26 protein-coding genes are annotated in these 25,691 nt (G+C 69.5%); 10 read left to right on the top strand and 16 right to left on the bottom strand.

The window, feature by feature from the left end:
• Nucleotides 1-84 precede the first annotated feature (84 nt).
• The 3 genes from ACI3KY_RS07690 (at nt 85) to ACI3KY_RS07700 (ending at nt 1,671) form a co-directional block, all read left to right on the top strand.
• On the top strand, nt 85-627 hold the full coding sequence (locus ACI3KY_RS07690) for a dihydrofolate reductase family protein (RefSeq protein ID WP_404929587.1): 543 nt from the start codon (nt 85-87) through the stop codon (nt 625-627).
• Between the two features lie 166 nt (nt 628-793).
• On the top strand, nt 794-1,219 hold the full coding sequence (locus ACI3KY_RS07695; protein WP_404929588.1) for a hypothetical protein: 426 nt from the start codon (nt 794-796) through the stop codon (nt 1,217-1,219).
• A gap of 26 nt (nt 1,220-1,245) precedes the next feature.
• On the top strand, nt 1,246-1,671 hold the full coding sequence (locus ACI3KY_RS07700) for a VOC family protein (protein WP_404929589.1): 426 nt from the start codon (nt 1,246-1,248) through the stop codon (nt 1,669-1,671).
• 164 nt (nt 1,672-1,835) lie between these two features.
• On the opposite strand, the gene ACI3KY_RS07705 is transcribed toward ACI3KY_RS07700, so the two are convergent.
• Both ACI3KY_RS07705 and ACI3KY_RS07710 read right to left on the bottom strand, forming a co-directional pair.
• A complete protein-coding gene (locus tag ACI3KY_RS07705) occupies nt 1,836-2,756 on the bottom strand; it encodes an NADP-dependent oxidoreductase (protein ID WP_404929590.1) in 921 nt (306 codons plus the stop codon).
• 130 nt (nt 2,757-2,886) lie between these two features.
• Nucleotides 2,887-4,179, bottom strand: coding sequence for a DUF1254 domain-containing protein (locus tag ACI3KY_RS07710; protein WP_404929591.1), 1,293 nt, complete (start codon nt 4,177-4,179; stop codon nt 2,887-2,889).
• A 141-nt stretch (nt 4,180-4,320) separates the two neighbouring features.
• Between ACI3KY_RS07710 and ACI3KY_RS07715 the strand changes: the two genes are divergently transcribed.
• Nucleotides 4,321-4,923, top strand: coding sequence for a DUF998 domain-containing protein (locus tag ACI3KY_RS07715; protein WP_404929592.1), 603 nt, complete (start codon nt 4,321-4,323; stop codon nt 4,921-4,923).
• A 166-nt stretch (nt 4,924-5,089) separates the two neighbouring features.
• Nucleotides 5,090-5,704: a lysophospholipid acyltransferase family protein gene (locus ACI3KY_RS07720; RefSeq protein ID WP_404929622.1), complete on the top strand. Its 615-nt coding sequence runs from the start codon at nt 5,090-5,092 to the stop codon at nt 5,702-5,704.
• Nucleotides 5,705-5,799: 95 nt separating this feature from the next.
• Here ACI3KY_RS07720 and ACI3KY_RS07725 read toward each other — a convergent pair whose 3' ends face one another.
• The 6 genes from ACI3KY_RS07725 to ACI3KY_RS07750 form a co-directional block, all read right to left on the bottom strand.
• Nucleotides 5,800-6,339: a putative immunity protein gene (locus ACI3KY_RS07725; RefSeq protein ID WP_404929593.1), complete on the bottom strand. Its 540-nt coding sequence runs from the start codon at nt 6,337-6,339 to the stop codon at nt 5,800-5,802.
• 72 nt (nt 6,340-6,411) lie between these two features.
• The gene (locus tag ACI3KY_RS07730; RefSeq protein WP_404929594.1) at nt 6,412-6,864 is read right to left on the bottom strand and encodes a pyridoxamine 5'-phosphate oxidase family protein; all 453 of its coding nucleotides are present in this window, start codon (nt 6,862-6,864) and stop codon (nt 6,412-6,414) included.
• A gap of 75 nt (nt 6,865-6,939) precedes the next feature.
• The gene (locus ACI3KY_RS07735; RefSeq protein WP_404929595.1) at nt 6,940-8,553 is read right to left on the bottom strand and encodes a hypothetical protein; all 1,614 of its coding nucleotides are present in this window, start codon (nt 8,551-8,553) and stop codon (nt 6,940-6,942) included.
• Between the two features lie 257 nt (nt 8,554-8,810).
• The gene (locus ACI3KY_RS07740) at nt 8,811-9,287 is read right to left on the bottom strand and encodes an SRPBCC domain-containing protein (RefSeq protein ID WP_404929596.1); all 477 of its coding nucleotides are present in this window, start codon (nt 9,285-9,287) and stop codon (nt 8,811-8,813) included.
• An 8-nt stretch (nt 9,288-9,295) separates the two neighbouring features.
• Complete coding sequence (locus tag ACI3KY_RS07745; protein WP_404929597.1) at nt 9,296-9,943, bottom strand: dihydrofolate reductase family protein; 648 nt, start codon at nt 9,941-9,943, stop codon at nt 9,296-9,298.
• Nucleotides 9,940-10,284 (bottom strand): ArsR/SmtB family transcription factor, encoded by a 345-nt coding sequence (locus ACI3KY_RS07750; RefSeq protein WP_404929598.1) that lies wholly within the window; start codon nt 10,282-10,284, stop codon nt 9,940-9,942. The genes ACI3KY_RS07745 and ACI3KY_RS07750 overlap by 4 nt, the downstream gene beginning before the upstream one ends.
• A gap of 98 nt (nt 10,285-10,382) precedes the next feature.
• Between ACI3KY_RS07750 and ACI3KY_RS07755 the strand changes: the two genes are divergently transcribed.
• Entirely contained in the window at nt 10,383-11,000 is a 618-nt protein-coding gene (locus ACI3KY_RS07755; RefSeq protein ID WP_404929599.1) for a GNAT family N-acetyltransferase, read from the top strand.
• A gap of 39 nt (nt 11,001-11,039) precedes the next feature.
• Here ACI3KY_RS07755 and ACI3KY_RS07760 read toward each other — a convergent pair whose 3' ends face one another.
• Together ACI3KY_RS07760 and ACI3KY_RS07765 are read right to left on the bottom strand one after the other, a co-directional pair.
• Entirely contained in the window at nt 11,040-12,368 is a 1,329-nt protein-coding gene (locus tag ACI3KY_RS07760) for an RNA polymerase sigma factor (protein ID WP_404929600.1), read from the bottom strand.
• Nucleotides 12,365-12,703 carry a YciI family protein gene (locus tag ACI3KY_RS07765; protein WP_404929601.1) on the bottom strand — a complete coding sequence of 113 codons (339 nt, stop codon included), beginning with the start codon at nt 12,701-12,703 and terminating at the stop codon, nt 12,365-12,367. The genes ACI3KY_RS07760 and ACI3KY_RS07765 overlap by 4 nt, the downstream gene beginning before the upstream one ends.
• 112 nt (nt 12,704-12,815) lie before the next feature.
• On the opposite strand from ACI3KY_RS07765, the gene ACI3KY_RS07770 reads away from it, so the two are divergent.
• From ACI3KY_RS07770 to ACI3KY_RS07785, 4 genes are all read left to right on the top strand, one after another.
• Complete coding sequence (locus ACI3KY_RS07770; RefSeq protein ID WP_404929602.1) at nt 12,816-13,364, top strand: dihydrofolate reductase family protein; 549 nt, start codon at nt 12,816-12,818, stop codon at nt 13,362-13,364.
• 195 nt (nt 13,365-13,559) lie between these two features.
• Nucleotides 13,560-14,669: a winged helix DNA-binding domain-containing protein gene (locus ACI3KY_RS07775; protein ID WP_404929603.1), complete on the top strand. Its 1,110-nt coding sequence runs from the start codon at nt 13,560-13,562 to the stop codon at nt 14,667-14,669.
• A gap of 135 nt (nt 14,670-14,804) precedes the next feature.
• Nucleotides 14,805-17,117: a PQQ-binding-like beta-propeller repeat protein gene (locus tag ACI3KY_RS07780; RefSeq protein ID WP_404929604.1), complete on the top strand. Its 2,313-nt coding sequence runs from the start codon at nt 14,805-14,807 to the stop codon at nt 17,115-17,117.
• Nucleotides 17,108-19,219, top strand: coding sequence for a hypothetical protein (locus ACI3KY_RS07785; RefSeq protein ID WP_404929605.1), 2,112 nt, complete (start codon nt 17,108-17,110; stop codon nt 19,217-19,219). Before ACI3KY_RS07780 ends, ACI3KY_RS07785 begins: the two co-directional genes overlap by 10 nt.
• Before the next feature lie 2 nt (nt 19,220-19,221).
• Here the strand turns inward: ACI3KY_RS07785 and ACI3KY_RS07790 are convergent, their stop codons facing one another.
• The 6 genes from ACI3KY_RS07790 to ACI3KY_RS07815 all read right to left on the bottom strand — a co-directional run bounded on the left by ACI3KY_RS07790 (nt 19,222) and on the right by ACI3KY_RS07815 (nt 25,671).
• The gene (locus ACI3KY_RS07790) at nt 19,222-20,193 is read right to left on the bottom strand and encodes an ROK family protein (RefSeq protein ID WP_404929606.1); all 972 of its coding nucleotides are present in this window, start codon (nt 20,191-20,193) and stop codon (nt 19,222-19,224) included.
• Nucleotides 20,194-20,248: 55 nt separating this feature from the next.
• Nucleotides 20,249-21,253, bottom strand: coding sequence for a hydroxyacid dehydrogenase (locus tag ACI3KY_RS07795; protein WP_404929607.1), 1,005 nt, complete (start codon nt 21,251-21,253; stop codon nt 20,249-20,251).
• On the bottom strand, nt 21,250-22,179 hold the full coding sequence (locus ACI3KY_RS07800) for a carbohydrate ABC transporter permease (RefSeq protein WP_404929608.1): 930 nt from the start codon (nt 22,177-22,179) through the stop codon (nt 21,250-21,252). Before ACI3KY_RS07800 ends, ACI3KY_RS07795 begins: the two co-directional genes overlap by 4 nt.
• Nucleotides 22,176-23,108: a carbohydrate ABC transporter permease gene (locus tag ACI3KY_RS07805; protein ID WP_404929609.1), complete on the bottom strand. Its 933-nt coding sequence runs from the start codon at nt 23,106-23,108 to the stop codon at nt 22,176-22,178. Before ACI3KY_RS07805 ends, ACI3KY_RS07800 begins: the two co-directional genes overlap by 4 nt.
• 67 nt (nt 23,109-23,175) lie before the next feature.
• Complete coding sequence (locus ACI3KY_RS07810; protein ID WP_404929610.1) at nt 23,176-24,474, bottom strand: ABC transporter substrate-binding protein; 1,299 nt, start codon at nt 24,472-24,474, stop codon at nt 23,176-23,178.
• 105 nt (nt 24,475-24,579) lie between these two features.
• Entirely contained in the window at nt 24,580-25,671 is a 1,092-nt protein-coding gene (locus ACI3KY_RS07815; protein ID WP_404929611.1) for a substrate-binding domain-containing protein, read from the bottom strand.
• Nucleotides 25,672-25,691: the final 20 nt, after the last annotated feature.

Below are 25,691 nucleotides of genomic sequence, written 5' to 3' on the forward strand. Positions count from 1 at the left end.
CCAGCGGCCGGTCTCGCCGCGAGCGTGCGGACCCGCGCACTGGACGCCAATGTTCACACCGTATACATTGTCCTCATGACTCAGGTGGTGCTGTACGCCTCGATGTCTCTCGACGGATACGCCACGGGCCCGAATGACGACCTGTCGGTGCTTCACGGGTGGGCGTTCGGAGACCCGACGATGGAGATGCATCCGGTGGTCGGCGGAGAGTTCTTCAACGCCGGCGCAGTGATCCTCGGTGCCCGCACGCTGCGAGCAGGCGACAGAGCGTGGGGCGACGAGGATATCTTCCCGATGCCAGTATTCGTCCCCACACACGAGGCGCGCGAGCCCGTGACCAGGAATGGAACGCTCTTCACGTTCGTCGATTCCGCGGAGGAGGCACTCGACTGCGCCGTGCGGGTAGCGGGTGACCGCGACGTCTACATCATGGGCAGCCCCAATGTGGCACAACAGCTTCTCTCCGCCAACCTGGTCGACGCGGTGGAGCTCGCGATCACGGGAGTCCTCCTCGGCTCGGGTGTCAAACTGTTCGATCGGCTTGCGCGTACACCCATGCGAATGCAGCCGACACGTGTGATCGAGTCCAAGGGAATCACCCACGTCAGGTACGACGTGCAGCACTGACGCACGCGCACACGCGGGCAGCCGTGCAACGACACGGGCCGTGGCCAGTCATGCTCGCTGAGGCGTCTCCGAGCATGTCGGAGATGGCCGGTAGTTTGTCCGTGTGAGTCTGAGCCGGAGTCTCCTGGCGGATGGTCCAGCGCGGGAGGTGGCGTCCGAGCTTGCGATGTTCGGGCGCTTCGTGGGCGACTGGCGTGTCCGCAACTCGTTGTACAGCGAAGCAGCCGGCACGTGGTCCGAGAGCGAGCTGCGGTGGACGTTCGACTGGATCATCGCCGGCCGGGGAATGCAGGACGTGCTCGTCGATGAGACAGGGACGGCCCTGGGTACCACCGTGCGCACGTGGGATGAGCGTGCCGGCTGGCGGGTGGTGTGGTTCTGCCCTCGCGCGGCGGAGCATGTCGTGCTGACCGCGGAAGGTCGGGATGACCAGATCGAGCTCACCGGCGTGCAGGCCGATGGCCGCCGTGTCAGATGGATGTTCAGTGCCATCACCGCAGACGCGTTCACCTGGGACGGCTGGTGTTCCAACGATCAGGGCGACACGTGGTGGCATGAACAGCACATGGAGGCACAACGCCTGATTGGCTGAACGATGGGGCTGGGCTCAACGGACTCGTGATCGCCACGGGCTCCATCCTGTTCATCGTCCTGATGATCGGCGAGCATGGCCGCATGGAAGTCATTCGCATTCTCGCCGATCTGCATGTCGCCGACATCCCTGCCGCACGGTCCTTCTACACGGAGTTTCTCGGGCTCAGCGAAGAGGACTTCAATCTGGGCTGGGTCGCGCGATTCTCCGCCTCCGAATCCAGTGCCTACGACCAGACCGTTCGTATCCAACTCGTCACACACGACGCGTCCGCTCCGCTCGATCCCGTCGCGTCGATCTTGACGCCGAACATCACCGCAGCCTATGAAGAGGCCCAGCAGCGTGGATACGAGATCGTCCATCCCCTGACTCACGAACCGTGGGGCGTGCATCGGTTCTTCGTCCGTGCTCCGGACGGCAACGTCTTCAACATCGTGCACCACGTCACGTAGGCATGCCGACGAGCGCCAGGCGGCAAGCTCTTGCTGAGGGACTCGCCGCGATGGATATCCGCCCGTGGGGGCATCTTCGGATCGCCGGTTTGGTGTGGGGTGCGTCGCAAAGTGGCTTAGCGATTGCCGCATCAATGCCCGATGGCACGCGCGGGGCTGGCGTTCTACATCCGCACGTTGATCACTGTCTTGCCTGGGCGACGTGTGGCGGGGTTGAGCGCCGCGATGGCGTCGTCGAGGGCGGCGATGGTGCCGATGTGCGGGCGGAGGCGGCCGTCGCGCGCGCGTTGGGCGACCTGGACCAGCTGCTCGGGGATGGATTCGACGACGAAGTCGACGGCGCGGCCGTCGATCGGCCGTGTCTGCACCGGGCCGACGACGGATACCAGCGTCCCGCCCGGGCGGATGATGCCGGCGGACTCTTTCTGGATGCTGCCACCGATGACGTCGAACACGAGATCGACGCCCCCGCCGATGTCGGCGAGGCTCTCGTTGTCGAGGTCGAGAAACTCGTTGGCGCCGTAGCCGAGCACGGCCTGCCGGTCCTTGGCCCGGCCCGTGCCGATGACGTAGGCGCCGAACTCGTGCGCCAGCTGTGTCACCAGCGATCCGACGGCCCCGGCGGCGCCATGGGCGAGCACCGTCTGACCCGACTGCAAGCGCCCGTGGTCGAAGAGGCCCTGCCAGGCGGTCAGTCCAGAGATCGGCAGGCTGGCGCCGATGGTGAATGAGACGTCTCCGCGCAACGGCGCCAGGTTGCGGGACTCCACGGCCACGGACTCGGCAAGCGTGCCATCACGATGCCAGTCCGTGATTCCGAACACCCGTTGTCCCATGGAGAGGCCGGTGGTGCCATAGCCGAGTGCGGTGACCACCCCGGCGAACTCATGACCGATGACGGGCCGGGTCCGCTCGTGACCCGACCGATCAGCCCAGGTCGATGGCCATTCCCACTCCGCAGGCACGAATCCGGAGGCGTGCACCTCGACGATCACGTCGTTGATCGCCGGTGTCGGCTCCGGCACGTCCATAAGCGTGATGCCGGCCGCGTCAGCGGAGCGGTCGGTCGCGACGACTGCTTTCATGGGGGCCTCCGAGTTGTCGCCCGATGCAGTGGACCCAACCGCCCACTGCCAAGAGTCAACCGCCTACGAGCGAGACCTGTTCCGCAAAGACCTCGAGAACGCGAACAGTCAATCACCTGCCGTTGTGGCGTCAGCGTGGCGTGATGGCGGGAAGTCGGTAGGTGCCTTCGGCGATCGCGGTGTCGCCCCCGTAGGCGCGGATGATGACGGTGAACGGGCCATCGGGTGCGGGCAGCCAGTTCGCGGTCTCGAGCGGATCGGTCGGCGGGCGGTGCTGAACGTAGAGGGTCAGCGATCCGTCGGCGCCGTAGTGGACGCCCGGCGTGCGGTCGCCGATCGAGTACCGGTCGATCTCGTTGGCGCTGAGCAGCCGCTGCGGCAGGGTGTAGAGGGTCGCGGACCAGAAGAACCGTACTTTGGGGAGCTGGTCGGCGGTGAACGTGATCGTGTAGTCGGTGGCGCCGGTGATGCGGTTGCCGGCGGAGTCGACGAGCCAGCCGCCGTACCAGGCGATCGCGGGGGGAAGCCCATAGAGCCCCTTCTTCGCACCGACGTTGCGGCTGTCGTACGCGCCCGCCATCTCACCCCGAGTGCCGAACATCCCCGTCGAACTGGAAGCCCGGGATGCGACGTCATCCAGGTGGGCGATGCCGTCGGCGAGCCCCTGGTCGAATGCCGCGCGGTCGTCGGCATCGAGATCGCTGGTGCGGAACGTGCCGCGACCATCAAGGCCGACCGAGGCGAGGCGATCCCTGATGTCACGGTCCTCCTCCAGCACCGGCGCGAACCGGAGGAGGTGGTCCAGGTAGTCATAGAAGCGGATGTCGGTGGCCGCGGCCTCGTCCCAGGTCGGCCACGACACCGGCTCGGCGGTGGGTGCGGGGACACCCAGGTACTCCGACAGCGGGGCTGCCGCATAGGACTGTTGGATGCGCCGCAGTTCATCGACGTCGCCATCGGTGAACGCGGTGCGCCCGAGGCAGCCGACGAAGTCCGTGGAGGCGGTGATCACCCCGTCGAATCCTTCTGGAGCGTCGCCCGTCCATGTCGGGCCGGCAAGGAGATAGCGGCCGGGACCGGCGCCGGTGGTGGCCGCGCTGACGTAGCCGGCGTACACCGTGTAGAGGTCGTGGAACGGGAGGATGTAGAACCGGTCGATCGCGGGCACGGTGATCACCCACGGCTCGGCCCGCAGATCGAACCAACCCCATGAGTACGGCGTGTCGTTGTTGGGCGTCACGATGTCGGTGTTCGCCGGAGTGAACGGCTCGGAATAGTGCCGATAGTGCCCGAACCCGCCGGTGAAACGCGGATCCTGGGTGTCGACGGCCTGCTCGTACAGCGTGCGGTAGTTCTCGATCATCGCGTACCCGAAGGTGTACGCATCGCGGGCGATGGACCGGAGAGCTTGCGCATCAGTCATGGCTCCGACGCTATCCGACCGCCCCCCAGCGTGTTGGTTCCCCCCGATCAGCGCGCCGCCTCCCGAACCCCCGGAGTATCACCGGGATAGAGTGCCGCTCAGGAGGATGCCCGTGATCGCTGCTGGTATGGCTGTCGGATATTGAGCGTCGCTGCCATCGCCGCCGTGACGGCGATCGTCGCCGGCGGCGTCACGGCAGGGCTGGTCGCGATCCTCCATGTCCTCGAGCCCGAGTATGACCCGTCCTGGCGGATGATCAGCGAGTACTCCGTCGGGCGATACGGGTGGGTCATGCGGCTTGCCTTCGTCACGATGGCCATCAGCCCGGCCGCGACGTTCGTCGCCTTGTGGCCGTTCGGCGGAGCGTGGACCATCGGCCTTGCGGCTGTCGCGCTGGGCGCCCTCGGTGCCGCCCTCATCGACGCGGATCCCATCATGACTCCGCGTGCTCAGGCAACGCGCGTAGGGAGGGCGCACACGGTGCTGGGCACGATGTTGCTCGCCGGCTTTCCCCCTGCAGCACTGGTGGCGGGGGTGGGCGTGGCGATCTCGCTCGGGTGGATGCTGGCGATCGCAGCCGTAGTTCCGTTCGCCGCCCTGGTGTGGTTCCTCGTCGCTGCTGCCCCCGCTCACGGGCAGGGCGGCTCGCCGGAGATCCGAATCGGATGGCCGGACAGGTTCTGCCTCCTCGCGTACCTGTCATGGGTGGTGCTCGCCGCCATCACCGTTCTGTCGGTCGTGTGAGGCCGCTGCCTCCAGCGGAGGCTCCTGAACGCAGGGGAGTGGAGCGGACGATGACGGATAGGGTGGCGAGGTGACAGCGCCTGCTCCGCCGAGCCCCGATCCCGTACCGCGGCCCGGTGCCATCTATTTCCTCGGGCGAGTGGTCCTGCGGCCGTTGTTCTGGCTGATGTACCGCCCGCGCATAGTGGGTCGGGGGAACGTGCCCGAGCATGGGCCGGTGCTGTTGGCGAGCAACCACCTTGCGTCGCTCGACACGGTCATCATCCCGACGTCCGCGGCGCGTCCGGTGCAGTTCCTCATCAAGTCGTCGTACTTCACAGGGGCCGGGTTCCTCGGTCGCGTCAAGCGCTGGTTCTTCCGATCGATCGGCGGTGTGCCGGTGTACCGCGCGACCGGTCGCGACGCCCGCGCCGCACTCGACGCGGGCGCCAGCATCCTGCGGGCTGGGAGCGTCTTCGCGGTGTTCCCCGAGGGAACGCGCTCACGCGACGGGAAGCTGCATGAGGGTCACGGTGGCGCGGCGTGGATGGCGCGCGACACGGGCGCCGCGGTCGTGCCCGTCGGGTTGATCGGGACAGGCACCGTCAAGCCGCTCAGCCATCTACTGCCGGGGAAGCCACGCCTCGAGGTGCACTTCGGCGAGCCGCTCGACCTCGCCGACCTTGAGGGCGTGCCCGATGGCAAGGCTCGTCGGGAGATCACCGAGCGCATGATGTCCGCCATCGCACGTCTGAGCGGACAGGAACGCTCCGGCAGTGTGAACGCCACGTCGCGCGACTGAGCCGCTCCCAAACGAGGGCACCCGGCACGCGCCGATCGAGCCGCCCACACTCCGACGCACGCCGGCCGCTCCGTGCGACCACCCCCGGATGGCGCTCAACGAGCGCTGTCGTGCAGGCGCACCTGGATCCGTGTGATGTTGCTCCCCAGGTCTCCCGAGGCGAGGAGCCCGGGGCCGAGCGGACCGGCCGAGTCTTCGCCCAGGCGGGGGAGTCGGCGGAGCGCGCGGGCCACATCGGTGCTCATGTGCCCGAGTTGCCAATCGAGCTCGGCGGTGACGGCATCGACATCACCCGCCGCCAACCCGGCGGCCCGCGCGGCGTACGCCGCAGCACCCAGTGCGTGCGCGCCCATGTGCGCAACCCCGGCGGCCTGAGCTGCAGCCCGCGCAGCCGCGACAGCGGCCGGTGAGGTCGCTGAGTGGGTCGCGCGACCCGCGACGAAACGCCGCTTGATCTCACCCGCCGCGCTCAGATCGCCGCGAGAGAAGGCCCTCGCACGCGCGATCGCATCGCGCGGCCGTCCATCATCGGGCACCTCCGACTCGAACAGCGCCAGCACCCGGTCGGCGCAGTCGGCCGCCCACGCCGCGACCAACCGTCGGTCGGACTCGCTGAGCGACTGCGGTGACGGCATCCCCGCACTCTCGCACACACCGCCACGGGCCCTCAACGATCCCGCGCGCGCCAGTGCGCCGGGGCGCCCCGGCTACAGCACGGGCACGCGGTTCTCGTGCTCGTCGATCACCCACACCTGCGACGCGGTCGCCAGGTACAGCCGGTGGGGAGCGTCTGCCGAGACCTTGGAGATGTCCCACGTCGGGAGCCCGGATGCCTCGCATTTCGCGTTGAACACCGCAAGCGCGGCCGCGAGCGCGTCGTCCGTCACCTGCGCTGCGGCCGCCTCGACGTACACCGCGTTCGCCGAACCCACCTCGACCGTCGAGTCGAAGACCACGAGCGCGATCTCGGCGCGCTGTGCGACGTTCTGCGAGTGCCGACGCGTCGTTCGGGACACCCAGACGTACTCACGCAGGGCGCGCTCGGCGAACCAGACCGGTGTCGCCCAGGGGCGCCCATCCGCGTCGGCAGTGGCGAGCGTCGCGTAGGAGTTCTCGTCGATGATGCGGCGCGCGACACCTGCCGGCCACTCGTCGGTCATGGAAGCCATCCTCATGACTACCAGACAGATGGCCGCCCTGAGAAGGACAAGAGGGCCGGTGAAGGCACAGTGGGCCTAGCCGCAGTTCGGTCGGCAGCCGCGCTGGGTGACCGCGTCGACCAGCACCGTGCCGATATCGGTCGGTTGCAGCGCCTGGTAGGCCGCACCGTCGGTGGCGGCGGCGATCTGCTCGAGCGCCGCCTGGTCGGTGTCGGGCCCGTAGCCGATCGCGATCACGGCGACGGGCTTCGCCGGATCCCGCAGGGCCTCGAGCTGTGCGAGCAGTCCCGGCAGATCGAGGCCGTCGTCGTCCTCGTTGTACCCGTCGGTGTTGAGCAGCACCAGGTTGATCTGCCCGGGGACATACGTCTCACGCATGTACTGGACGGCCGCGAGGACGCTGTCGTAAAGGCCGGTTCCGCCGCCGACGAGGCTGTCGAGGTTGTTCGCCGTGTCGATCGTGAGCTGCTTGTGCGCGGGATCGCCGAGCGGCCCGAAGGGGACGATCTCCTGCCAGTCCTGTCCGCCGATCCGCCGGCTCGAGAACACCCACGTGGCCAGCGACGAGTCCGCTGAGAGCGAGTTGACGGCGCGGACGGCGGCCTGCTCGAACAGGTCGATGCGTCGCATGTCGGCGGTCGCCGGCTGCAGCATCGAACCCGAGACGTCGTTGAGCGACAGCATCCGTGACGGCGCCGTGAGCACCTGCCACGTACGCAGCACCTCGGCCTGGTTCACACTGTCGGCGGGATCGGATGCCGCCCCGACGTCCTGCGCATCCTCGCCGGCCGCGTCGGTCGCGGTGCCCGCCGCGTCACGGAGGCCGTATTCGGCGAGCCGGTCGCCGGCGTCCGCGACAGCGGCGGCGAGAGCATCCACGGACATGAGCGTGTCGCCCGACGCGTCGCCGAGCGTGACAAGAGGGATGCTCACCGCGGGCTTCACATCGGCGGGGTAGACGGGCACGAGGGGCGTCGTCGCTTCGTCGGCGTACTGCAGCACCGCCTGCTCGGTGGTCACGGCGATCGTCGGCGACGTCGCGGCGGCCACTGCTCCGAGTGCGTCGGCGGCGGTGGGCACGACGCCGGTGTCGAGCGCGAGCGAGAGCGCGGTGAAGGTGCGCGCGTCGCCGCCGACAGCGGTCTGCAGCGCGAGCAGCGCTGCGGAGCTCGCGGCGACCGCCGACGGGTCGGGCAGCACAGCGGCGACGGAGCGCCCCGCCAGGCTCGAGAAGCCGGCGCTCTCTCCCTCGAGGGCCGTCGCGGTGGGCTCGGTCGCTGCGAACACGACGGGCGTGCTGGCGATGGTGTCACCGACGACCAGGTCCGCAGCATCCACCCCGGTGAGCTCCGCCTGACCGGTGACGCGTGCGGGCCACATCGCGGAATCCGGCACCCAGACGTCGAAGTCCGGCGCCGAGCCGGCGGCCAGCGCCGCGGCCGTGACCGAGCTGTCCTCCGCACGGATCGCCACGTCCGCGCAGTCGGCACCGGATGCCGTCAGGTCGGCGACGATGGCCTCGAGCGCTTCCGACACCGCCGGGTCCGCGGTGATGCGAAGTCCTGACACCGGGCACTCCGCCGCGGCCGCCGGCTGCTGCTCGGGTTCGTCAGCAGCTCCCCGCGCGAAGAAGACGCCGAGCGCGACGACGAGTGCGACGACGAGGACGATGACGACGCCCAGGAGCATCAGCGAGCGCCTCCGCTGCTGTGCCGCGCGCGCGGCCGCCCGGGTCGGGGCGTTGCTGCTCGCGGGCGTGTTCGGCTGCACTCGGACCACATGCACTCCGATGGACGGCGGGCGGGGGCCCGCTGGCGGGATACGACGTCGTATCTGGGGGGAATACGGCATCGTACGTGGGGGGATACTCCAGTGGAGTATAGGTGGGGACCGTCCGACCGCGCGAGTCGCGGTCGAGCGTGCGGGGTGGTCGCGCCGACGGGTCCCTACAACTGCCGACCAGCGTCCAGATGGCGCCCCAGCGCGTCGAGGAGGCCCCGCGTGCCCTCTTCGCGGTTCGGCCCGTCCGCCCAGAACCGATCGAAGAAGACGCCGTGCTCGGCGTGCGTGAGCCGCGTGCCGTCCGGCATCTGCTCGAATTCGTACGCCGCGACCGAGGTCGACATGTGGGTGCCGTCGAGCCACATGTCGTAGGTCGTGACGATGCGGACGCGTTCGACGATGTCGGTGTACACGGCCTCATACCGGGTCAGCGGTCCGTCGTGGAACTTCGCTTCGTCGATGTCGCGCCCGCCGACGCGGAAGTCGAACGCCCACTCGCGCGGCTCGAACGCTTCATCGCCGCCGAACCAGTTCCGCTTCTGGTCCTCCTCGGCGAACGCGCGCCAGACATCCTCGACGGGTACGGGGTAGTCGCGCGTCAGCGTGAACCCGGCGTGGGCCAGTCGATGCTCGATCGTCATCGCCGCCCCTATCGGGTGAAGGTGACGTGGATGGTGCCGCTCTCGGCGACCTCTGTCTTCACCTCGTGGGTGTGCTCGAGGCCCCGCAGGTCGTCCCACACCCGGTTGCCCCGGGCGAGCACGATGGGGGCGATCGCGACGTGCAGGTCGTCCACGAGGCCGGCGCGCAGGAACTCCTGCGCGGTCCGGACGCCGCCGCCGACGCGGATGTCGAGTCCGCCCGCCGCCGCGGTGGCCTCCGCCAGCACGTCCTCGATCGCGCCGGTGCGGAAGTGGAAGGTCGTGCCACCGGCCATCGGGATCGACGGCCGCGGCGCGGAGTGGGTCAGCACGTAGACGGGGCCGCCGAACGGCGGCTCGTCGCCCCACCACCCCTTCCAGTCAGGGTCGTCAGGATTCGCGTGCAGGCCGAACATGGCTGCGCCCATGATCTCGGCACCCACTCCGGTGAAGAATGCGGCGGCATAGGACTCGTCGACGCCGGTCGTTCCGGCGCCGCTCGTGTCGCCGAAGACCTTCTGGCGGAACGTGCGGGTGGCGGCGTACGCCGCGGTGAGGGGGCCCCAATCCTCGCCCATCGGGTTGTCTGCCGCCGGATCGGGGGCGGCGGTGTATCCGTCGAGCGATGAGAACAGGTCGATGCGGACGCGGGTCATTGCGAGATCTCCTCGGTGATGGTGCGGGTCAGATGGATGCCGAGCCGGTCGGCCTGACGTTCGGCGGACGTGCGCTGTTCGCCGAGCCAGAGATGAAGGACGTCGAGTGCCCCCGGTCGCAGGCTGACCGTTCTCACACGGCCCTGCTTGTGGGAGGTGACCACCGTCGCCTCCTCGAGGATCCGCAGATGCTGCAGCAGTGACGGCAGCGTCATCGAGAACAGGGCCAGGAGGTCCGACACCACCGCCGGGGATTTCGCGAGTCGTTCGACGACCATCCGCCGAGTCGGATCCGCGAGGGCACGAAGCACCGCGTCCAGCTCGGAGGAATAGTTAGGCACATGCCTAACTATTGCTCATGGGATGCGGTGTGTCAACGAGATCTTGCCGAGAGCCCGAGGTCGTCGCAGACTGTCAGCACCGACGCAAGGAGCCCGTCATGGCCGATGAGGACGTCAGGGCCGAGGTGGGCGCCGTGACTTCGCACGTCATCAGACCGCTCACTCCGGAGACCTTCCCGGCGTGGCTGGCGCTGGCCGAGAAGCACAACGGGGTGTGGGGCGGGTGCTACTGCCACTACTTCCACGGCGACACGGAGCACACCGTCAAGAGCGACTACCACGGGCCGACGTTCAAGCAGCGTCTCGTGGCGGAGGGGGTCGCGCACGCAGCCCTCGTCTTCGACGGCGACGATGCGATCGCATGGTGCGAGTACGGCAGTCCGCTCGAACTGCCGAACATCTACCACCGCAAGCAGTACGACGCCGGCGAGACGAACCCGGCACCCTGGCGCATCACGTGCTTCTTCGTCGATCGCGACCACCGGCGTTCGGGAGTTGCGAGGGAGGCGCTGGATGGTGCGCTCGAGCTCATCGCGCAGGCGGGCGGAGGCGAGGTCGTCTCGTTCCCCAACGAGCTGGCCCCCGGCACGCGCACGTCATCCTCCTTCCTCCACAACGGCACGAGGGCGATGTTCGAGAAGGCGGGATTCACGTTCGAGCGTCACATCGGCAAGAGCAAGACAGTCATGCGGAAGACGATTCCGGCCCGCGGCTGACACCCGGCCCGAGGGCGACTGTGCGCCCCACCGCGGGCCTCAGCCGGACGCGCCGTCGTCCTCGCCCGTGCCGTCGACCCCCGACGCTTCGGTGGCCGCTGCGTCGGCGCGCAAGCGAAGGAACCGCTGCTCGCGCGGATTGGGCGCAAGGTCCGCCGCGCGCTGCAGCTCGACGGCGGCGGCCCAGGCATCCCCGATGTCCAGGAGGAGCTCGGCACGTACGGCAGCGAGCAGATGGTGCTCTGCCAGTTCGGGCGCCCCGGAGAGGCCGTCGAGCAGCCGTAGGCCTTCCGCCGCGTCTCCGGCGCGTGCGACGGCGACCGCGCGGTTCATCGTGACGACCGGTGAGGGCGCCACGAGTGCCAGCAGACCGTACAGCTCGGCGATCGTCGCCCACTCCGTGTCGGATGCCGTCCGGGCGCGGGCGTGTGCGGCGGCGATCGCGGCCTGGATCGCGTAAGGGCCGGGGGTTGCGCTCAGTTCCCGGGCGCGCAGCAACGAACGGAAGCCACGCGCGATGAGCAGCCGGTCCCAGCGGCCGCGATCCTGGTCGGCGAGCCGTACCGGCGCACCGTCGGCATCAGCGCGGGCCGGAAGGCGCGACGCCTGCAGCTCGAGGAGCGCTGTCAGGGCATGGGTCTCGGCGTCGTCCGGCACCAGTTCCGCCAGCGTGCGGGCGAGCCGGAGCGCCTCGAGGCAGAGATCCGGGCGCACCCAGTCGTCGCCGATCGTGGCGGCGTGCCCCTCGGTGAAGATCAGGTAGATCACCTCGTGGACGGCGCCCAGCCGGGCACGTCTCTCGGACTCGACGGGGACCGTCGCGTCGAAACCCTCCTCAGCCAGCCGTCGTCGACCGCGCACGATGCGCTGACCGATCGTCTTCTCGGGCACGAGGTACGCGCGGGCGATCTCGCGCGTGGTCAAGCCGCCGAGCAGCCTGAGTGTGAGCGCAACCTGGGACTCACGCGTCAAGGCGGGGTGGCACGTGGCGAAGAGCAGACGGAGCACGTCGTCGGCGATGCCCTCGTGCTCGACGATGAGATCGAAATCGTGACCACCGTCGTCGATATCGAGCCGCGTCCGCTGTCGCTGGTCGTCCGCGACGGCTCCGAGTTTGCCGCCCAGATTCGACGCCCGGCGGATGCGGTCGATCGCGCGGTGCTTGGCCTCCAGCGTCAGCCACGCGGCCGGGTTCGCCGGCACGCCGGTCATCGGCCACTTCTCGATCGCCGCGACGATCGCGTCCTGCAGGCTGTCCTCGGCCAGGCCGACGTCGTGCACGGTGCGCGCGAGGCCGGCGATGATCCGGCCGCCCTCGAGGCGATAGACCGCATCGACCGTGCTGCGGGCATCGCGGGTCGAGGTCACTCCGGCGGCCCGAACACCGGTCGCACGTCGCCCTCGCCATCGCCCACGACCGACCAGAAGCGACGCGCCATCACCAGCGCCTCCTCCTCGGAGCGCACCTCGATGAGTGCGAAGCTCACGACGGTCTCCTTCGCCTCGGCATAGGGACCGTCCGTGATCGAGAGCTCGCCTCCCCGCGACGAGATATGTAGGCCCTGGCCGAGTCCGCCGGTCGCCAGCAGCACGCCCGTGCTCGCCATCTCGTGGATGAGCTCGCCCATCTCGGCGAAGAGCGCCTCATCGGGTGCCGGACCGCCGCCGTTCGTCGTCATGAGATAGCGCATGGGCAACAGCATCCCACCGCCGATGAATATTCGACCATGCCCCGTGTCGAAATCGGGTCGCCCCGATCGGTGCATATGTAGGAGGGCGGTCGAAGGGATCGTCCGCAGCAGATGGGACAAGAAAATGCGCAAGATCATCGTCGGAGAATTCATCTCGCTCGACGGCGTCGTGGAGGCTCCCGAGCAGTGGCACATGACGTACGCCAGCCCGGAGATGTTCAATGTCATGTGGGATCTGAGTGACGCGTGCGACACGACGCTGCTCGGCCGCGTCACCTATGAAGGATTCGCGGCGGCTTTCGCCGACGCACCTGCCGACAACCCCGTGGCGGCGAAGATGAACAAGAACGCACGGGTCGTCGTGAGCCGCACGCTCCGCGACCTCGACTGGGGGAACTCGACGGTCCTCGAGGGCGAGCTCGAGCCGGGCGTCACGGCGCTCAAGGCCACAACCGGCGGCGACATCCTGACGACCGGCAGCACCACTCTCGTGCAGTCGCTCCTGCGCGCGGGCCTCGTCGACGAGCTGCATCTGCTGATCCACCCGGTGGTCGTCGGCGAGGGGCGGCGCCTGTTCGAAGAGGACGTTCCGCTCAGCTTCACGCTGGACGAATCGGCCGCACTCCCGAACGGCGTCGTCCACGCGGTGTACCGGCCGGTGTCGGCCAACTGAACGGGTGGGCGACGGCTGGAGCGGGAGAACTGAGATGAGCGGATGCCGCGGGCCGCGGCATCCGCTCTCTTTCTCCGTCGTCGGCGGGGTGGCCCGTTCTCATGGCCGACCGGGAGTCAGCGCACGGCCAGGAAGCCGAGCACGGCGCTCGCCGAGATGCTCCGCGATGTCGGCGCTCCGCGCCATGATGGGCGAGTGGACGCTTCGTCTCGTGGCTCGCTCAGCGCACCTGTGACGGCTGTGCGCGCCGAGCGGCTCCGGTCGCACCGGTTGAGCGCCCCGGCGCGCACGATCGCCGATGCCGCGCGGCACATGCTCGCGACGCAGGCGCAGGAGTTCTGGGGCGGCCGCTGGGCGGTCGCCGCTCGCGCGCGCGGCGCGATGACGGTGAGCGATGTGGATGCGGCGTTCGACCGCGGTCAGATCGTCCGGTCGTGGACGATGCGCGGCACCATCCACCTCATCCCTGCGGAAGACCTGGCCTGGGTGCTGTCGATCACGGCGGAGCGGCAGCGACGTCAGGCGGCGGCGGTGCACCGCGGTGAGGGCATCGACGGGCCGGAGCTCGAACGGGCCGAGACCGCGGTGCGCGCCGCGCTCGGCGGCGGCAATCGGCTCACTCGCAAAGAGCTCTTCGAGGTGCTCGAGCTCGCCGGTGTGTCCACCGCGAAGCAGCGCGGCTACCACCTGCTGGTCGCGCTGTCGCTGCGCGCCGTCGTGTGCCAGGGTCCGGTCGTGCCGCGGGTCGGAGGACCGACGCGCGAGCAGTACATCGTGCTGGCTGACGAGTGGATCCGCGAGTCCGTCGCCCCGGCAGACCCGCTCGCGGAGTTCTTCGCGCGCTTCATCCAGTCCCACGGTCCCGCGGGGGCGCGGGACTTCTCCTGGTGGACGGGGCTGCCGCTGGGGGTGGCGCGCGCGGCGGCGGAGGCGGCATCCGCTCGACTGGTTCTTGTCGGCGACGAACCCGAGCCCCAGTACGTCCTGGCCGGCGCCCGGCCGCGGCGGGATGCCGCCGCCTCCGAAGTCATCGCGCTGCCGCCCTTCGAGGAGTACTACCTCTCATACATCGACCGCACCGTGCCGTGCGCCCCGGAGTTCCTCACGGCGGTCGGCCCGAGCGTGAACGGCATCGTGCGCCCGATCCTGGTCGCCCGCGGCGAGATCGTCGGCGTCTGGACGCACTCCGTCGCAGTGGGGCGCCACGCCGACGATCCGATCCCCGAGCTGTTCGTACCGGATGCCGCGACGGATGCCGAGATCTCCGCCGCCCTCACTCGCTACCGCTCCTTCATCACCGGCTGACCGGCGCTGACCGCGGCGTCCTGCGCGGCGGAGAAATGTGCGGAACTGTGCGTTTGTTCCCTCTTTCATTGCGCCGCCGCGCCGTCTCTTCTTCACTTGTCGCAGCATCCACGCGTTCAACGGAGAGGCGTTCTCATGGAGCAGCCACACATCACCCGAACCGCCGCCCTGCTGGTCGGCGGGGTCATCGCACTCGCCGCCGTGCTGAGCGGCGCACCGGCCTCGGCGTCGACCTCCACGCGGGCGTCGCTGTCGTCACCGGCCGCGGTCTCGGCGCCGGCACCTCGACCGCCCCAGATCGATGATCTCGGGCCGGCCGTGGTCCAGTTCTCGCTGATGAGCTCCGTGACCGTCGGCGACACCGTGTACGTCGGATCCCGCAACGTCTCGCCGGCGCGCATCGTCGCACTCGACATCCCGACCGGCGAGGTCACCGCGGTCACCTACCTGGGCACGGGCCACTCGTTGCAGGCGATGGCCGTCGATCCCGCCGGGCGGTACCTGTATGCGGGCGTGCTGCAGGACGCCGCCGGAACGCAGCCCAACCTCTATCGGTGGGACCTCGCGACACCTGACGAGCCCGCCGTCCCGATCGGTCGCATCGGAGACCGCAATGTGCGCGCCATCACGGTCGCTCCCGACGGTCACGTGTTCGCGGTCGGAGACGGGGGAGCCACGCCGCCGCCGCTGTGGGAGTTCGATCCCGGGACGGGTCAGGTGACCAACCTCGGCGCTCCGGATCCGGCCGCGACCGGCGCTCGCGCAGTGGCGGCCACCACCACGACGGTGTTCTTCGGCGGAGGGACGCTCTTCGGGGGCGGCGCCGCCCGCGCCGGGCTCTACGCCTACGATCGGGCGACCGGCATCTCGCGCAACGTCACTCCCACCGAGATGCAGAGCGATCCGAGCATCCGCGAACTGGCGGTCTTCGGCGACATGCTGCTCGTGGGATCGGCCGCGTCCACCGCGCAGTCCAAGGTCGCCGCGATGGACCTCGCGGATCTCGGCAGCTACTCGGTGGCCACGTCGATCGGCAAGACGGCCAAGAAGTTCGCGATGATCGGCGACACCGTCTACTTCGCCAACGAGGGCGGTGTGCTCTCGTACTCGCCCGCGTCGGGCACGATCGAAGAGGTCTCGTTCGACGGACCGTTCCTGGGCGAGATCTGGGGGATCGGCGTGAGAGTCGACAAGCTGGTCGTCACATCGGCGTTCGGATTCGTCGCCGAGATCGACCCCGCGGCGCGGACATCCGTCGTCACCGACCTCGTCACGGCGGGTGCCCCGGCATCGCCACAGGCGGCCATGGGGTTGGCGGCCGGCAGCGGATCGGTCTATGTCGGCGGCACCGGCGCCGTCGCCAAGCATGATGTCTCCGACGGATCCGTCGAGTATCTGCGTGCCCCGGGAGAGGCCAAGGACGCCATCGTCGTCGACGGCGTGCTCCTGACCGGCCAGTACAGCTCGCAGGGCATCTGGAGGTACGACCCGAGCGACGGCCGCCCGCTCAGCCAGGTGGCCGCGTTCCCCGGTGAGCAGAACCGGCCCCAGGACGTTCAGTGGGACGACGTGAACCGGCTCGCACTCGTCGGGGTGCAGTCAGACACCGTCGGAGGCGGCTCGCTGTGGACGTACGACCCGGCCACCGGCCGGTCGCGCATGTTCGCCAACCCGATCGACGCCCAGCAGTATGTCCGCGCCGTCGCCACCCACGACGGCGTGGCCTATCTCGGCGGCGGCCTGCAGAACGCCGACGGTCCGGGCACCGTCGTCGCCTTCGACCCGGTGAACGGCACGGAGCTCTGGCGGATCGCGCCGATGCCCGGAGCAGGCATCTCCGCACTCGCGGTGCAGGGAGAGCACCTGTATGGACTGACGCGCAAGGGCGGATTCTTCGTCGTCGACCTGGCGCAGCGCACCGTCGTGCACACGGCGGACGTCAGCTCGGTGAGCACCGGGTTCGCCGCCCTCGTGACCAACCGCGGCGTGGTCTACGGCGTGTCCGACAGCGACGTGTTCCGGTTCCACCCGACGACGTTCCAGGTCACCGAGGTGGTTCCCGACATCGACGGCGCCTGGTACAGCGGTGCCCACATCACCAACGACGAGCTCGGCAATCTCTACACCCTGCAGGGACGCAATCTGGTGCGGATCGACGATCAGCCGATCCCGGTGAGCATCGTGTCCGAGGCTCGGTGCCTCGGATCGAAGGCGCAGCTCATGGTGAAGGCGATGAACGACGGGGACGAGCCGATCTCCCTCACGATCACGACCCCGTACGGCGAGAAGGCGTTCGCGTCGGTGGCTCCCGGAGAGAAGGCCACCGCGACGTTCAACATCCGGACGGCGAGCGTGCCGTCGGGCGCGGTGACCGTGCAGGCCACCCGAGCCTCGGACGGGATGCAGACGTCCAATCCGGCGGTCTTCGACGCGGTCACGTGCCGCTGACCCCGAACCTGACCCTGTTCGAGCAGTTCCGGTACGAGAGCACGACAGCGCCGCGTCGCGGCGGCGCCCGACGGAGAGAGCACATCATGACGAACGGACTCACTCGACGGCAGATGCTCGTCGGCACTGCCTGCACGGTCGCCTTCGCAGTGACGATGCGACCCGGCGACGCGGCATGGGGGCAGCTCGACACCGGGCTCGGTCCTGGGGAGGTGCGCATCCGCGACCTCGGGCCGGGCGTGGTGCAGTTCCCCCTGATGAGCAGTCTCGTCGTGGGCAACACGCTCTACATCGGGTCGCGCAACCTCCAGCCCGCGCGCGTGATCGGATTCGATCTGACCACGCGCCGCGTGACCAGCCGCACCGACCTGAGCTCGGGGTACGCCGTGCAGGCCATGGCCGTCTCACCCGACGGGGCGGCGCTGTACATCGGCACACTCCGCAAGGACGACGACACCGGTGCGAGCGTGCACCGGTGGGACCTGACCACCCTCTCGGCGCCCGCCACACCGCTGGCGTCGACCGGTGATCGCGATGTGCGCGCCCTCGCCGTCGCGCCGGACGGCAGGATCTACGTCGCCGGTGGCGGCGAGCCCCCGAAGCCGCCATCGCTCTGGGAGGTCGACCCCGTGACCGGGGCGGTCGCGAACTGGGGCACGCCGGACGCGGGGGCGACCATATCGCAGGCCGTCGCAGCGACCGCGTCGACCGTCTACTTCGGAACCGGGTCCACGCTCGCGGGTGGCGCCGGCAGCACCGGCAAGCTCTTCGCCTTCGACCGCGGCACGCGGGCATTCGAGAGCATCCTGCCGAGCGAGGTGGCGGCCGCGGTGTCCGTCACATCGCTCTCGGTGCTCGACGATCTGCTCGGCGTGGGACTGAAGGGCCCGGGGAAGTCGCTGCTCATGGCGCTCGCCGCCCCGTCGACGTACGAGGTCATCCCGCAGACCGGCGTGCAGCTGCGCCGACGGGGCGACGACATCTACTACGTGAAGGCGCCGAGCGTCATGGCCTACTCCCGGGTCACCAAGAAGATCACCAACCTCCAGACCCGCGACCTCGCCATGCTCTGGGGCTTGGACATCGCCGGTGATCGCCTGGTCGGGGCATCCGAATACGGGTTCGTCGCTGAGATCGACCCTGCGACCCGCACCAGCACGGTCACCGAACTCCTGGATGTCGGGGCACCGGCCGACCCGCAGGCAGTGATGGGGATTGCCGCGGGTGCCGGGTCGGTGTACGTCGGCGGGACCGGCGCGATCAGCCGGCTCGATCTTGCGACCGGGACCGTCACGCGCATACGCATGGGGGGCGAGGCGAAGGACGGCGTCATCGTCGACGGAGTCCTCTACACCGGTCAGTACAACTCGCAGGGGATCTGGCGGTACGACCCGGGTTCGGGTCTGCCGCCCGCACAGGTCGTCGCACCTGCGGCAGGCCAGAACCGGCCACTGGACGTGTGCTGGGACCCGGTGAACGGGCTGGTGCTTCTCGGTGCGCAGAACGACACGGGCGGCGGTGGCTCGTTCACCACGTACAACCCCGCGAACGGAGCCCACACGACCGCGGTGAATCCCATCGACGCCCGGCAGATGGTGCGGGCGGTCGCGACAGCCCGGGGCATCGCCTTCCTCGGCGGCGACAGCCTCTACGCCGACGGACCGCGGAGCACCGTCGTGGCCTGGGATCCCGTCGCGGGCACGGAGCTGTGGCGCGTGGACCCGGGGCTGCCCACAGGTATCGCGGCCCTCGCGACCGACGGCCGTCACCTCTTCGCGCTTGGCAGGCGTGCAAGCGGACTGGTGGTCATCGACCTCGAGAGCAGGTCGGTCGTGCGTGTTGTGGACGTCAGCGGCGTCGCCACCGATTTCGGCGCCCTGAACTGCTTCCAGGGGACGGTCTACGGTGTGTCCGACTCGACGCTGTTCCGCGTCGACGCGACCAGCCATCGCCTGTCGACGGTCGTCGCCGACATCGACGGAGGCTGGTACAGCGGCCCGCACCTCGACATCGACGAGAACGGCGTCGTGTACACGATGCGGGGGCTGAACCTGGTCGCTGTCGAGGACGGCGCTCGCCGCGGACGACGCTCACCCCGGTGACGTCACGCCCGCGCGCCCGCGCCCGCACGAAGCGCGGACGCCAGGTCGCGGGCGGTGATCGCCGCGCCCACGACACCGGCGTCCTCGCCGCAGCGCGCGGAGAGGACGAACGGGCGTCGATGGAAGGAGAGCATCCGATCGAGTTCGGCCCGCAGCGGGCCGACGAGGGCTTCGCCGGCCTGGGCGAGACCTCCACCGACCACGACGGCGTGCGGGGCGAACGCCGCCACCAGCCGGGCGACGCCCTCCGCCAGCGCGGTCACAGCATCCGCCCAGACCGCGGCGGCGTGGCGGTCGCCACGCTGCGCCGCGTCGAACACCTCGCGTGCTCCACCGACCGCGACTCCGGAAGCGGCTGTGTAGCGCCGCGCGATCGCTGACGCCGAGGCGATGGTCTCGAGGCAGCCGACCGCCCCGCAGGGGCAGCGTTCGCCCTGAGGATCGGCGACCGCGTGCCCGATCTCGCCGGCGTACCCACCGCCGGAGTAGGGGGTTCCGTCGATGACGAGTGCACCGCAGATCCCCGTGCCGATCGCGACGACGAGCGCCGAAGGGTAGCCGTAGGCTGCGCCGATGCGGCTCTCGGCGAGCGCGGCCGCTCTCACGTCGTGCTGCACTGCCACCGGGAGGCCGAGCTCCTGTTCGAGCATCCGACGCAGGGGCACGTCCCGCCACCCGAGATTCGACGCATACCGGACCACCCCGCGGGACTCGTCGACGAGACCCGGCACGCAGACTCCGATGGATGTCGGCCGCAGTTCCCACTCGTCCCTCCTGCCGTGGGCTCGGGCGAGGTCGGCGATCGCAGCGACCACCGCATCCGGGCCCAACGGCGTCGGAGTGCGTCGCACGGCGTCGATGCGACCGTCCGCATCGACCGCCGCCGACTTGATCTGCGTGCCGCCGATGTCGAGTGCGAGCACGGCGTCGCCGCCACCGAGAAGCCGCGCGGGCGGCCGGAGGGTGCGCGACATGCGGAGTCCTTCGTTCGGGATGGTGCTGACCGGCGCCGCACGCGGCACCACGTGGTCAGGCTGTGATGGCGTAGCGCTCGGGCGCGAGCTCGTGAGCGAGCGGTCGGCCCGTGGTGAGGCGTCTCAGCTCTTCGAGGACCGAAGCGGCCAGCCGGCCGAGCTCCGTGCCCAGCGACCCCGCGATGTGGGGCGTGAGCAGCACGCGGTCCGACGTGTACAGCGGATGGCCGGGCGGAAGCACTTCGGGCACGGTGACGTCGAGCACGGCGTACAGCTCGCGATCCACGACCCGTGCCGTCAAGGCATCCTGATCGATGATCTCGCCGCGCGCCGTGTTGATGAGGGTCGCACCGTCGCGCAGCAGCGCGATGCGCCGTGCGTCGATCATGTTGTCCGTCTCGGGCAGCGAAGGGGCGTGCACCGAGACGACATCCGAGGTGGCGAGGAGCTCGTCCAGCTCGAGGGGCGTCACACCGAGGGCTGCGGCATCCGTCACCGACAGGAACGGGTCGTACGCGACCACCTCGAGGGAGTATGAGCGCAGCAGCTCGATGACGCGGCGGCCGATGGTCGAGGCCCCGACGATGCCGACACGCTTGCGGAAGTTGCCCATGTCGGGAAAGTCGGCGTCCGGCTGCACGTCGTCCTGCAGCTCGCGATAGCGGGCCGCGATCGGCAGCACGGCCTTGCCCGCCAGGACGATCATCGCGACCGTGTATTCCGCGACCGGGATCGCGTTGGCCACAGCCGCGGAACTGACACGGATGCCTCGTCCCAGCACGTCCTCGGTGAGGTAGGGCTTGACCGAGCCCGCCGAATGCAGGATGGCCTCGAGCTTCGGCGCAGCCTGCAAGGCGTCGGCATCGATCTCGGGCGCGCCCCAGCCGGTGACGAGCACCTCGACGTCTGCCAGCACGCCTCGCGCGGCATCCGATCGGAACTCGTGCAGGAACCCGGCGACGTCCGCGACCTCCGCGAACTCGGCCACGCGGGCCGGCGGGTACATGCGCGCCTGCACCGACTCGGCCATGGCGAAGGCGATCCGCTTGCGCCCGCTCACTTGACGCTTCCCGCCGACAGCCCCGACCGCCAGAATCGCTGCAGCATCACGAACGCGATGACCAGTGGCAGGATCGAGATGAACGACCCGGCGATCACCAGCGTCGAGAACTCGGGATTCTGCTGCACCTGGCTCTGCCAGAGGGCGATACCGACGCTCGAGGGGAAGAGGTCGCGGTTCTGCAGCATGATGAGCGGCAGCATGAAGTTGTTCCAGATGCCCACGAACTGGAAGAGGGCGATCGTCACGAATCCGGGCGTCAGCATCGGGAGCCCGATCCGCAGGAACGTGCGGACCGTGCCCGCGCCGTCGACGCGCGCCGCTTCGAGCGTCTCGTCCGGGATGTAGCCGGCGCTGAACACCCGGGCGAGGTAGACGCTGAACGGGTTGCAGAGCGTCGGGATCACCACGGCCCAGATCGTGTTGGTGAGGCCGATGGAGGCCGCGAGCAGGTACAGCGGGATCACCGTCGCGGTGTTGGGGATCAGCACGCCGACCAGCACCGCGCCGTACCACGTGCTCTTGCCGCGGAACTCGAACTTGTCGAACGCGTACCCCGCCATCAGAGCGATGAATCCGCCGACGACGGCGCCGATGCCGGCATACAGGATGCTGTTCAGGAGCCAGCGGACGAAGATGCCGCCGTCCTGCGTGAACAGCTGCTCCATGTTGGCCAGGAACGCACTGCCGAACACGAAGACGTCGCCCGAGTAGAGACCGGTGGCGTCCTTCGTCGCCGCGAACACGAGCCACAGCAGAGGCAGGATCATGTAGGCGCAGCCGACGAGCAGCAGCCCGTTCACGCCCGCGATCGCGGGGAGGCGGCGGAGGATCTTCTTGGGGGTCCGCGGCGGATGTGCCGGGGAGCGCGGAGGAGCGGATGCCGCGACCTGAGGCGTCGGCGGCGTGGCGAGGACGGCGCTCATCGCGTGCGCTCCTTCGAGGTGAATCGGGTGACCGCCCACGACAGCACGCCCGCGAGGAGCGCGAGGATGATCGACGCGGCCGCGGCCTGCGGGAGGTTGTTGCGGTTGAAAGCGGCGTCGTAGGCCCACATGTTGGGGACCCAGGTACTGGTGACGGCGGTCGTCGCGGACGAGAGGATCTTGGGCTCGGTGAACAGCTGCAGCGAGCCGATGACGGTGAACAGCAGCGCGACGCCCAGCGCCGGCCACACCAGCGGCGTCTTGATCGAGAAGGCGGTGCGGATCTCGCCGGCGCCGTCGACGCGGGCGGCCTCCAGGATCTCGCGGGGCACGGTCTGCAGGGCGGTGAACAGGATGATGACGTTGTAGCCCGCCCACTCCCACACGGCGATGTTCACCATCGACGGGAGGACCAGTTCCACCGAGAGGAAGTCGATCTCGATCCCGCCCGAGGCCAGTGCCTTGACGATCGGGCTCACCCCGGGCGTGTAGAGGTACGCCCAGATGAGCGCGGCGATCACTCCGGGGACCGCGTGGGGGAGGAAGAGCAGCAGCTGGAACGCCCGCCGCGCATACGTGACCGCCGCGTCGAGGAGCAGCGCGAGCACCAGTGCGGTGATCAGCAGCGTCGGAACGTACAGGACGCAGTAGATCGCGAGGCGTCCGAAGCCTTCGAGGAACGTGCGGTTGGACAGGACGTCGAGGTAGTTGCCGACCCCGACGAAGTCGACGGTCGCGTCGCCGAAGCCGAGGCCGCTGCGTTTCTCGGCGAACAGGCTCAGGCCGATCGCGTAGATGACCGGGGCGATCATCGTCAGCGCGAAGAGCGTGAAGAACGGGATCAGGAAGATCGCCGCGGATCGGCCACCCGTTCCCGGGATGCTCCGCCGGCGGGTCGCGGAGCGGCCGGAGCGAGTCTGGAGCGCCATGAGCGGAACCCTTCGAGAGGGGACCCTGGCCGGGCGGGCCCGCCCGCCCGGCCAGGGTCCTGCGGGATTACTCGGAGATCTCGAGGCCGAGCGCCTCGAGGCCGTCGACGGTCGCGGTCTGGGTCTGCTCGAGCGCTTCGCCGAGCGTCGGGCTGGTGGCCACGGCATCCTTCAGCGCGGTGCTGGTGATGTCGTAGCTCGGACCCCAAGCCCACGGGCCGAGGTTCTCGGACGCGTCGTCGAAGACCGCGTAGATGTCGTTCGCGTAGTAATCGACCGGAGCGACGGATGCCGCGGCGTCGTTCAGACCCGGAAACGCGAGGTAGGCGGTGCCCACGGCGCCACGCGCCTCGACGGCCTCCGGTGTCGTGGTCAGCCACTGCAGGAAGACCGCGGCGGCTGCGGCGTTGTCGGTGTTCTCGGTGATGGCGAAGCTCGTGCCGCCGCTCAGGGCACCGCTGGGCTTGCCGTCCCACGTCGGGGGCACCGCCGCGATCCACTTGCCGGCCTGGCCCGCGCCCTCGGTGCGGGTCTTCAGTCCGGAGGCGCTCCATGAACCGCCGACCCAGCCGTTGACGACGCCGCTCGCGAGGTCGGCCGTCCACTCGTCGCTGAAGCCGAGCTGCGGCTTCACGAGGTCCTCGTCGATCAGGCGCTGCCAGTAGTCGGCGACCTTCACGGACTGCTTCCCGTCGATGTCGACCTTCCACTGGTCGTCGTCGACGCTGAACCACTGGCTCCCGGCCTGCCACGACAGCGGTGCCAGTTGCGGTTCGTTGGTGAAGAAGCTCGTGAGGTACGCGGCGGGATTCGCGGCTTTCACCGCGCGCGCGGCATCTTCGAACTCGTCCCAGGTCGTCGGCACTTCGACACCGGCGGTCTCCAGGACGTCCTGGCGGTACCACATCACGAGCGGCGGTGCGTCGTAGGGGAGCGCGTAGGACGAGTCGGCGAAGCTGACCAGATCACGCACCTGCGGGTCGTAGGCCTCGAGCACGTCATCGGCGACCAGGTCGTCGACCGCGACGAGCTGATCCGACGCCACGAAGCCCGGGAGGCGGTCGTATTCGATGCCGGCGACGTCGGGGCCGGTGCCCGACTCGATCGCCGCGGAGAGCTTGGTGTACCCGCCGTTCGCGCCGTTGGGGATCTCCTCGAACGTCACGGTGATGTCGTCCTGGCCGGCGTTGAACGCGGCCGCGACGTCGGCCATACCGCTCAGCGAGGACCAGAAGGTGATGTCGCCGGTGACGGGGCCCGAAGGCGTGGATGCTGCGGGCTCGGACTCGGCGGACGAGCAGCCGGCGATGAGCACCCCTGTGCTCAGCAGCGCGACGGCGGTGAGTGTGGTTCGACGCAGGGACATGATCGGGTTCTCCTTCGAATCTTCAAACCGTGCGAGCCGATCCTCCTCTGCCGCGGCCTCGTGGCCTAGCCAAAAATGCTCAAACGCACAAAAGCGCACACGATGTCATGATCGGACGGTGGACTCCCGCACGACCAGGCTGGGCAGCAGGGTCATCCGCACAATCGTGTGAGGCGATCCCTCCGGCTGGCGGAGGCGATCGACGCACAGCCGCACCGCGGCGTGGCCGAGCTCGTGCTTCGGGGGCGCGACAGCGGTCAGCGGCACGGCGGCCAGCGCCGAGATCTCGTCGTCGTAGGCGACGACGGCGAAGTCGTCCGGGATCCGCAGCCCTCTCTCGATGACCAGGTCGGTGAGGGCCATCGAGTCCGCGTCGCCCAGGATCACGGCGGCCGTGACCCGCTGCTCCTGGCACTCGTCGAGCAGGGAGTTCAGCTCGGCGATCGTGACGTTCTCGCCGATGCGGGGTGTGGTCAGGTCCCGACGCAGCGCGTAGCCGTCGCCGTTCAGCCGGCGCATCGCCCGGTCGAACCCCTCCTGCAGGCTTGCAACCGTCGCCGCGGGCCTGGCGGCGAGCGCGATCCGGCGGTGCCCCTGCTCCATGAGGTGGCGCACGGCCATCTCGGCGCCGTAGACGTGGTCGGACCGGACCCATTCGAACCTGCCCGCGGAGCTCTCCTCGACGGAGCGCTCGACGAGCACGACCGGGATCCGCGCGGACTCCAGCAGCTCGCGCAAGGGTGACACCTCCTCGCGGATCGCATCGTGCGGCGTGATCATCAGCGCATCGACGCCGCCCGCGATCAGCCGCCGGGCCTGACGGAGCTCCTCCTCCGGCGAGTAGTTCGTCGCGCCCACCACCAGACGGCAGTTGAGCTCGCGCGCCGCCTGGCTCGCGCCCCGGATGACCTCGGGAAAGTAGTAGTTCGCCGTCGGCACGATCATCCCGATCGTGGCGACGGGACGCGAGACGACCGGTCCCCGATCCGCTCCTGCGCGCTCCTGCTGCGCCGCCACGGCAGGCGAGGTCGCCCCGCCGTGGACGCGGACGACGAGTCCTCGCGCCTCGAGCTCCAGCAGGTCCCGGCGGAGCGTCATCGCGGAGACGCCCAGCCGCTGAGCGAGCGCGGCGTTCCGGAGCGACCCTCGCAGCTCGAGTTCGCGCAGGATGGCGTCGTGTCGTGCGGCTGCGACCATGCTCAGCTTCGACCTCTCCG

Source organism: Microbacterium sp. ZW T2_14, from assembly GCF_044987405.1.
GTDB lineage: Bacteria > Actinomycetota > Actinomycetes > Actinomycetales > Microbacteriaceae > Microbacterium.